The organism is Streptomyces melanogenes (assembly GCF_014649795.1).
GTDB classification, from domain to species: Bacteria; Actinomycetota; Actinomycetes; order Streptomycetales; family Streptomycetaceae; genus Streptomyces; species Streptomyces noboritoensis.
This window is the reverse complement of the sequence record NZ_BMTS01000098.1, coordinates 1-584: the sequence shown is the minus strand read 5'-3', so window position 1 is coordinate 584 and position 584 is coordinate 1. Positions and strand designations below refer to the sequence as shown.

At 70.7% G+C, this 584-nt stretch carries 1 protein-coding gene; it reads left to right on the top strand.

Going from position 1 to position 584, the window contains the following annotated elements:
- A partial coding sequence (locus IE252_RS42920; protein ID WP_190094939.1) for an ATP-binding protein occupies window positions 1–584 on the top strand: 584 nt, incomplete at both ends.

The following is a 584-nucleotide window of genomic DNA, read 5'->3' as shown; positions in this document are numbered from 1 at the left end:
GACAAGGTCGCCGCCCGCCACATCGCCCAGCGCGCCGGCGCCCCCCTCGTCGCCGGCACCCCCGACCCCGTCTCCGGCGCCGACGAAGTCGTCGCGTTCGCCGAGCAGCACGGCCTGCCCATCGCGATCAAGGCGGCCTTCGGCGGCGGCGGACGCGGCCTCAAGGTCGCCCGCACCCTCGAAGAAGTCCCCGAGCTCTACGACTCCGCCGTCCGCGAAGCCGTCGCCGCCTTCGGCCGCGGCGAATGCTTCGTCGAGCGCTACCTCGACAAGCCCCGCCACGTCGAGACCCAGTGCCTGGCCGACACCCACGGCAACGTCGTCGTCGTCTCCACCCGCGACTGCTCCCTCCAGCGCCGCCACCAAAAACTCGTCGAAGAAGCCCCCGCCCCGTTCCTGAGCGAGGCCCAGAACGCCGAGCTGTACGCCGCGTCCAAGGCCATCCTCAAGGAAGCCGGCTACGTCGGCGCCGGCACCGTGGAGTTCCTCGTCGGCACCGACGGCACCATCTCCTTCCTCGAAGTCAACACCCGCCTCCAGGTCGAACACCCCGTCACCGAAGAAGTCACCGGCATCGACCTCGT